Genomic DNA, 6,898 nt, shown 5'->3' with positions numbered 1-6,898 from the left:
TGGTCGATGCGGGCCTGATCGTCCTGAGCGCTTTTATCTCTCCGCATCGTGAAGAGCGGCAGATGGTACGCGAACGGGTCGGAGAAGGGCGCTTTATTGAGATCTTTGTCGATACGCCGCTGGCGATCTGTGAAGCCCGCGATCCCAAAGGATTATATAAAAAAGCCCGCGCTGGCGAGCTGCGTAATTTCACCGGCATTGATGCCGTTTATGAAGCGCCGGAGCGGCCTGAAATCCATCTGGATGGCGAACAATTGGTAACAAATTTACGGGTTCAAGTGTTAGATCTGCTGCGTGACCGCGATATTATCAAAGCCTAAGATAGCCACGGCGAAACGCCTCAGAGCGGGCCGTATTACGCGTCAACAGGATACTTATGCAAAACGTTACGCCCATGCTGGCCCGCAAAGATGAGCACCAGGAAGAACCTTCCTGGTCTTTCCCCGGTGGAGTGGCAGGCTTTGCCTGCTACTGGTTCGCGCTCGCGATCCCCTTTATGCTTTACGGCTCTAACACCTTGTTCTTCTTCCTCTATACCTGGCCTTTCTTTCTTGCGTTGCTCCCCGTCTCCGTCCTGGTCGGTATTGTTGCCAGCGTGCTGCTGCGTGGTCATCTGATCTGGACGCTGCTGCTCACCGTCGTGGTGGTGATTGGTCTTTTCTGGCTGCTGTTTATGCTGCTGAGCGGTTGGTAATTCCCTTCATTGTGGTAAGGTTTGCCCGCCACGGGCAAAATCTGATGTCTGAATGCGCCCGGTGGTAACAGAAGGTTGCCTGACGACGCTGTTTACCCTCGTGGAACGCTCACCGATTCGCCAAACGACGGCTATTTCAAGGCCGCAGTGGAGTCGGGAGAAAAGTTATGGGATGATTGAGCCGTTTTTCGGGGGGCGGGGATGGGAAAACTTACGCTGCTGTTACTTGTATTACTCGGCTGGCTGCAATATTCGCTCTGGCTGGGCAAGAACGGCCTACATGACTATACGCGCGTTAACGACGATGTTGCGGTGCAGCAAAGTGGTAACGCCAAATTAAAAGCGCGCAACGATCGGCTGTTTGCGGAAATCGACGATCTGAATGGCGGTTCCGAAGCTATCGAAGAACGCGCGCGCAATGAGCTGGGCATGATCAAGCCCGGTGAGACCTTCTATCGCCTTGTGCCGGATCGCAGTAAAAACGCGCAGGCCAATCAACAACGATAAAACATGACTATCGCAGGTACCGAGGTGATTGCCGTTGTGCCCGCTGCCGGTGTCGGCAGCCGGATGCAGGCGGCCTGCCCTAAGCAATATCTTCGCATTAATGGCAAGACCGTGCTTGAACATGCCATTGACGGCCTGCTGGCGCATCCGCAGGTTACTCAGATTATTGTCGCCATCACGCCGGAAGACCCCTGGTTCTTTACGCTGCCGGTGGCGACAGATCCTCGCGTGCGCTGGGTAGCGGGCGGCAAGGAGCGGGCTGATTCCGTGCTGGCCGGATTACAGGCCGCGCCGGAAGCCGACTGGGTGCTGGTGCACGACGCGGCGCGACCTTGTTTGCATCCCGAAGATCTGCACCGTCTGCTGGCCATCACGGCTACCAGCCGCATCGGCGGTATTCTGGCCGCGCCTGTTCGCGACACCATGAAGCGCGCAAAAACCGGTTCACCGGCAATTGACCATACGGTGGAGCGGGAAGCGCTGTGGCACGCGCTGACGCCGCAGCTGTTTCCGTTGGCGCTGCTGCGTAATTGCCTGCAGCAGGCGCTACAAGAGGGCGCGACCATCACGGACGAGGCCTCTGCGCTGGAGTATTGCGGCTATCATCCCGAGCTGATCGTTGGCCGCAGCGACAATATTAAGGTAACGCGGCCAGAAGATCTGGCGCTGGCCGCTTTTTACCTCACCCAATTACATAATAAGGAGAGCGCATGATGCGTATCGGCCATGGTTTTGATGTACACGCGTTTGGCGGCGAAGGCCCGCTGATTATTGGCGGCGTGCGAATTCCTTATGAGAAAGGGCTGCTGGCCCATTCCGATGGTGATGTTGCGCTCCATGCGCTGACCGACGCGCTGCTGGGCGCCGCGGCACTGGGCGATATAGGCAAGCTTTTTCCGGATACCGATGCGGCCTGGAAAGGCGCAGACAGCCGCGAACTGCTGCGTGAAGCCTGGCGACAGATTGAGAAAAAAGGCTATCGCGTGGGCAACGTTGACGTGACTATTATCGCACAGGCACCGAAAATGCTGCCGCACGTGCCGCAGATGCGTATTCATATTGCTGAAGACCTGGGCATCCATATGGACTGCGTCAATGTGAAAGCGACCACCACTGAGAAGCTGGGCTTTACCGGTCGCGGCGAGGGCATCGCCTGTGAAGCTGTCGCGCTCCTGATGAAGGCTGACGCTTAATGACCGCCTGGCTCTATGGCCAGCCCGCCGCCAGCGGCGTGGTTAAGGCAAACCCGGAAGATTTTGTAGTGATTGAAGATCTGGGGTATCGGCCGGATGGCGATGGCGAACAGGTGCTGGTGCGCATTCGTAAAAACGGCTGCAATACCCGCTTTGTGGCCGAGGCGCTGGCAAAGTTCGCTAAAGTACATCCGCGCGACGTCAGCTTTGCCGGGATGAAAGACCGTCATGCCGTGACCGAGCAGTGGTTCTGCCTGCGCGTGCCCGGCAAAGAGACGCCCGATTTTACCGCCTTTCAGCTGGAAGGCTGCGAAGTGCTGGAAAGTGCGCGGCATCGCCGCAAGCTGCGTACCGGCGCGCTACAGGGCAATGCTTTTACGCTGGTTCTGCGTCAGATCTCCGATCGGGAAGCCGTTGAGCAGCGTCTGCAGCAGCTGGCCCTACAGGGATTCCCAAACTATTTTGGCGAGCAGCGCTTTGGCCATGCCAACAATAACCTGATTATGGCGCAGCGCTGGGCGGCTGATGAAATTCACGTGCGCGAGCGCAGCAAACGCAGCTTTTTGCTCTCCGCCGCGCGCAGCGCGCTGTTTAATCAGGTTGTCAGCGATCGCCTGACCAAAATGGGATCGCTGACCCGGATCATGCCAGGCGATGCGCTGCAGCTTACCGGGCGCGGCAGCTGGTTCGTTGCGACAGAAGAACTGGCCACGCTTCAGGCTCGTACGGATAATAACGAACTGCGCGTGACAGCACCGCTGCCAGGCAGCGGCGATTGGGGCACGCAGAGCGAAGCGCTGGCATTTGAACAGCAGAGCCTGGCGAATGAAACGGCGCTGATAGCCTTGCTGACGCGCGAGCGCGTAGAAGCGGCTCGCCGCGCCGTACTGGTTGTGCCGCGGGATTTGCGCTGGAGCTGGTGGGATGATGTCACCGTCGAGCTTTCTTTTTGGCTGCCGGCGGGGAGCTTTGCCACCAGCCTGGTACGTGAACTGCTTAACCAGCCGGACGGCGAGGCGGACGTGGCCGAATAGCCACACCCGGCACGACCGGGGGATGATGTAATACCCAACAGATTGAAAAGAAAAGGGCTAAATTTCATATGCGAATATTGCTGAGCAATGATGATGGCATCCACGCGCCGGGTATTCAGACGCTGGCGGCCGCGCTGCGCGAATTTGCAGAGGTTCAGGTGGTGGCACCGGACCGCAATCGCAGCGGCGCATCTAACTCGCTGACGCTGGAAACGCCGCTCCGCACCTTCAGCCATGCCAACGGCGATATCGCGGTACAAATGGGCACGCCTACCGACTGCGTCTATTTGGGCGTAAACGCGCTGATGCAGCCCAAACCCGATATTGTGGTTTCCGGTATCAACGCCGGGCCGAACCTGGGTGATGACGTTATCTATTCGGGCACCGTGGCGGCCGCAATGGAAGGGCGCCACCTGGGCCTGCCTGCGCTGGCCGTCTCGCTGGACGGGCATCAGCACTACGAGACCGCCGCTGCCGTGACCTGTTCTCTGTTACGCGCATTGCAACGCGAGCCGCTGCGTACGGGGCGGATACTGAACATCAACGTGCCGGATTTGCCGCTGACCGAGATTAAAGGCATCCGCATGACCCGTTGCGGCAGCCGCCATCCCAGCGACCAGGCGATCCCACTGGAAGATCCTCGTGGCCATACCCTGTACTGGATTGGCCCGCCGGGTGAAAAACTCGATGCCGGTCCTGATACGGACTTTGCTGCCGTCGAAGAGGGTTACGTGTCGGTAACCGCGCTGCATGTCGATCTTACCGCGCATAGCGCGCAGGAGGTCGTTGCTTCATGGTTAGCCAGTTCGGGAGTTAAAAACGAATGGTGAACCGCCGCATCGAAACGCTGCTGGCACAGCTGCGCCAGCAGGGCATTACGGATGAAGCTTTGCTGAAGGCGATCGAAGCGGTGCCGCGCGAGCGTTTCGTCGATGAAGCCTTCGAACATAAAGCCTGGGACAATACGGCACTGCCGATTGGGTCGGGGCAAACTATTTCTCAACCCTATATCGTTGCGAAAATGACCTCGCTGCTGGCGTTGAAACCCGAGTCACGCGTGCTGGAGATCGGCACTGGCTCGGGCTATCAAACCGCCATCCTCGCTCATCTTGTCGGGCATGTTTTCTCCGTCGAACGTATCAAAGGCCTGCAATGGCAGGCGAAACGGCGCCTGAAACAGCTCGATCTGCATAATGTTTCCACGCGTCACGGCGACGGCTGGCAAGGCTGGCCAGCCCGCGGCCCTTTTGATGCCATCATTGTCACCGCGGCCCCACCCGAAATTCCGCTCGAGCTGATGAACCAGCTTGATGAGGGCGGCATCATGGTGCTGCCGGTTGGTGAAGACCAGCAGCAGCTCAAGCGTATCACCCGTAAAAAGGGCGAATTCCTGGTAGAAACCATTGAACCCGTACGATTTGTGCCGCTGGTGCAGGGCGATCTGGCCTGAGCGCCTGGCTAATTGTACGCATCTGTTAATGGCCTCTATCTGTTAATGGCACGCGACGGCCGATATTGTTACTATTCAATCTATTCAGAATTTAATGCTGCTGGCGCAGGTTTAACCGAGCGCAGTCGCACAGTTTTGCCGTAGCGGGGGATATAAATGAGCACGGGAAGCCCGGTAGTAAAATTACGCCGTATTGCGGCGATTTCGCTCGTTGGTTTTTGGTTAGCGGGCTGTTCCAGCGATAATTCACAGGCACCAATCAGCTCGGTAGGCGGTAATGCTAATGCCAACGCAAGCAGCGGCGGGGGATTGATCAGCCAGCCACCCCCCATCGTCTCCGGTTCTGGCCGCGCCATGCCCGCTGCAAGCAGCGGTAGAAATGAAAATGTTGTTACGCAAAATGGGCGCATCGTTTATAAGCGCTCTTATGGGAATATTCCGAAAGGTAGCTACAGCGGTGAGACCTATACCGTTAAACGCGGTGATACGCTGTTCTATATTGCCTGGATCACCGGCAACGATTTCCGCGATCTGGCTGAACGAAATAACGTCGCTGCGCCTTACAGTCTCAATGTGGGCCAGCAGTTGCAGGTTAGTAACGGCTCCGGCGGCACCCTGACCGGCGGTAACGCAATCACAGCAGCAGACGCAACGGCAGGCGGCGTGCCTACTCAGCCGACCACTGCGCAAATCAAGAGCACAACGGTTGCACGTCAGCCGGTTATTACGTATTCTGAGGATTCAGGTAAACCAAGTGAAGGTAAAATGTTACCTTCAGCCGGTACAAATACTGTCGCAACGACGACAGCGCCGGTAAGTGCTCCGACCGTCAGCAGCACAACGAACAGCTCTACTCCGGTAGGAAGCTGGCGTTGGCCAACCGACGGGAAGATTATCGATAACTTTTCTGCTTCCGAAGGGGGCAATAAAGGCATCGATATCGCGGGATCGCGTGGACAACCCGTTGTGTCGACCGCCTCAGGGCGCGTTGTTTACGCCGGGAATGCACTGCGCGGTTATGGCAACTTGATTATCATCAAACATAATGATGACTACCTGAGTGCATATGCCCATAACGACACTATGCTGGTCCGCGAGCAGCAGGAAGTAAAAGCGGGACAGAAGATTGCGACTATGGGCAGTACCGGCACCAGTTCGGTTAGATTGCATTTTGAAATTCGTTACAAGGGGAAATCCGTAAACCCGTTGCGCTATTTGCCGCAGCGATAAACCGGCAGAACCCTGGTTGTTCTGCCCTGGGATCACGGGTAGGAGCCGCTTATGAGCCAGAATACGCTAAAAGTTAATGAGTTACATGAAGATGCGGAATTCGACGAAAACGGAGCTGAGATTTTTGATGAGAAGGCTCTTGTCGGAAATGAACCTGCTGATAACGATATAGCTGAAGAAGAGCTGTTGTCACAAGGCGCTACGCAACGTGTATTGGATGCGACGCAGCTCTACCTGGGGGAGATCGGTTATTCACCGCTCCTTACGGCAGAGGAAGAGGTTTTCTTCGCTCGTCGTGCTCTGCGTGGTGACATTCCGTCTCGTCGCCGCATGATTGAAAGTAACTTACGTCTGGTAGTGAAGATCGCCCGTCGTTACAGCAATCGTGGTCTGGCTTTGCTGGATCTGATTGAGGAAGGTAACCTGGGCCTGATCCGCGCGGTAGAGAAATTTGACCCTGAACGTGGGTTCCGCTTCTCTACTTACGCTACCTGGTGGATCCGTCAGACGATTGAACGGGCGATCATGAATCAAACCCGTACTATCCGTCTGCCAATCCATATCGTTAAAGAGCTGAACGTTTATCTGCGTACCGCCCGCGAACTGGCCCACAAGCTGGATCACGAGCCAAGCGCAGAAGAAATCGCCGAACAGCTGGACAAACCCGTTGATGATGTCAGCCGTATGCTGCGTCTTAACGAACGCATCACGTCAGTTGACACGCCACTAGGCGGAGATTCTGAGAAAGCGCTCCTGGATATCCTGGCCGACGAGAAAGACAACGGTCCGG

10 protein-coding genes are annotated in these 6,898 nt (G+C 56.7%); all 10 read left to right on the top strand.

The window, feature by feature from the left end; all coding sequences use genetic code 11:
- Positions 1–320 (top strand): adenylyl-sulfate kinase (locus RTK32_RS16675; protein WP_312045930.1); only part of this gene is annotated, 320 nt, incomplete at its 5' end.
- A 56-nt stretch (positions 321–376) separates the two neighbouring features.
- A complete protein-coding gene (locus tag RTK32_RS16670; protein WP_312045928.1) occupies positions 377–694 on the top strand; it encodes a DUF3561 family protein in 318 nt (105 codons plus the stop codon).
- 201 nt (positions 695–895) lie between these two features.
- Positions 896–1,201, top strand: coding sequence for a cell division protein FtsB (gene ftsB, locus RTK32_RS16665; RefSeq protein WP_312045926.1), 306 nt, complete (start codon positions 896–898; stop codon positions 1,199–1,201).
- Between the two features lie 3 nt (positions 1,202–1,204).
- Positions 1,205–1,915, top strand: a complete 711-nt coding sequence (ispD, locus tag RTK32_RS16660) for a 2-C-methyl-D-erythritol 4-phosphate cytidylyltransferase (RefSeq protein WP_312045924.1) — start codon at positions 1,205–1,207, stop codon at positions 1,913–1,915.
- Positions 1,915–2,394 carry a 2-C-methyl-D-erythritol 2,4-cyclodiphosphate synthase gene (gene ispF / locus RTK32_RS16655; RefSeq protein WP_312045932.1) on the top strand — a complete coding sequence of 160 codons (480 nt, stop codon included), beginning with the start codon at positions 1,915–1,917 and terminating at the stop codon, positions 2,392–2,394. Before ispD ends, ispF begins: the two co-directional genes overlap by 1 nt.
- Complete coding sequence (truD, locus tag RTK32_RS16650) at positions 2,394–3,428, top strand: tRNA pseudouridine(13) synthase TruD (RefSeq protein WP_312045923.1); 1,035 nt, start codon at positions 2,394–2,396, stop codon at positions 3,426–3,428. The genes ispF and truD overlap by 1 nt, the downstream gene beginning before the upstream one ends.
- 68 nt (positions 3,429–3,496) lie before the next feature.
- Positions 3,497–4,258 (top strand): 5'/3'-nucleotidase SurE, encoded by a 762-nt coding sequence (gene surE / locus RTK32_RS16645; protein ID WP_312045921.1) that lies wholly within the window; start codon positions 3,497–3,499, stop codon positions 4,256–4,258.
- A complete protein-coding gene (locus tag RTK32_RS16640; RefSeq protein ID WP_312045919.1) occupies positions 4,252–4,878 on the top strand; it encodes a protein-L-isoaspartate(D-aspartate) O-methyltransferase in 627 nt (208 codons plus the stop codon). The genes surE and RTK32_RS16640 overlap by 7 nt, the downstream gene beginning before the upstream one ends.
- A gap of 156 nt (positions 4,879–5,034) precedes the next feature.
- Entirely contained in the window at positions 5,035–6,108 is a 1,074-nt protein-coding gene (gene nlpD, locus RTK32_RS16635; RefSeq protein WP_312045917.1) for a murein hydrolase activator NlpD, read from the top strand.
- Between the two features lie 51 nt (positions 6,109–6,159).
- Positions 6,160–6,898 (top strand): RNA polymerase sigma factor RpoS (gene rpoS, locus RTK32_RS16630; RefSeq protein WP_312045915.1); only part of this gene is annotated, 739 nt, incomplete at its 3' end.

It is taken from the genome of Erwinia sp., from assembly GCF_031978025.1.
In the GTDB taxonomy this organism is placed as follows: domain Bacteria; phylum Pseudomonadota; class Gammaproteobacteria; order Enterobacterales; family Enterobacteriaceae; genus Erwinia.
Note: the sequence above shows the minus strand (reverse complement) of the source record. Positions and strands in the feature narration are given on the sequence as shown.